1 protein-coding gene is annotated in these 1,242 nt (G+C 61.4%); it reads right to left on the minus strand.

The annotated features are described in order from the left end of the window. The coding region (locus Pen02_RS41395; RefSeq protein WP_239142048.1) for a condensation domain-containing protein at positions 1-1,242 on the minus strand (1,242 nt) is incomplete at both ends.

A 1,242-nucleotide genomic window follows, 5' to 3' on the forward strand; every position in this document is an offset into this window, starting at 1 on the left:
CGGAGGACTTCCAGCAGGATCCGACGCAACCGGTCCGCGATCCCGACCGCGTCCGACTCGGTGAACACGTCCGGGCGGTAGTTCAACTGGAACCGCAGACTCCTCCCCGGCCCCACCAACAACGCCAACGGATAATGCGACGCACTCCGCGACCGCACCCCCACCACCGGAACAACACCATCCAGCTCACCCCAACCCGCACCACTGGACGGAAAATTCTGAAACACACACAACGTATCGAACAAATCCACCCCACCCGACAACCCCGCCACCGCCCGCACATCCGCCAACCCCACATGCTGATGCGCCAACAACCCCGCCTGCTCACCCTGCAAACGCTCAAACAACCCCACCAACGACTCACCCAACCGCACCCGAACCCGCAACGGCACCGTATTGATAAACAAACCCACCATCGACTCGACCCCATCCAACTCCGCAGGCCGACCCGAAACCGTCACACCCCCCACCACATCCAACCGACCCGTCAACTGCCCCAACACCAACCCCCACACACCCTCCACCACCGTGTTCAACGTCAACCCACGACCACGCGCCCACCCCACCAACGCAGACGTCTCCACCTCCGACAAACCGAACTCCCACTCCCGAGGCAACACCGCCACCCGCGACACCCCCGGAGCCACCACCGTCGGACCATCCAAACCCGACAACGCCTCCCCCCACACCCGCAAACCCTCCACACGATCCCGCCCCGCCAACCACACCAAAAAATCCCGATAACCACGAACCGGCGGCAACGCCCCACCATCACCACCCGCCGAATACAACCTAAACAAATCCCGCACCACCACCGGCAACGACCAACCATCAAAAGCAATATGATGAGACGTCACCACAAAACGAGAACGCGACCCCGACAACCGCACCACAACAAAACGCACCAACGGCGGCGAACCCAAATCAAACCGAGCCGACCGCTCCTCATCAACCACCCGATCCGACTCGACCAACTGCTCACCAACCGGCAACCCCCGCAAATCCACCTCACGCCACGCCGGCTCCACCTCCCGCAACACCAACTGCGCCCACTCACCCGACCGCCGCTGACGAAAACCCGACCGCAAACTCGAATGCCGCCGAATCAACTCACCAGCCGCAACCCGCAACAACCCAAAATCAACCACACCATCCAAATCAAACACCGACTGACCCGTATACACATCCGGCCCAGCCCCATCAAAAACATTATGAAAAAGCAAACCCTCCTGCAACGCCGAC

Source organism: Plantactinospora endophytica, assembly GCF_016862915.1.
Lineage (GTDB): Bacteria > Actinomycetota > Actinomycetes > Mycobacteriales > Micromonosporaceae > Plantactinospora > Plantactinospora endophytica.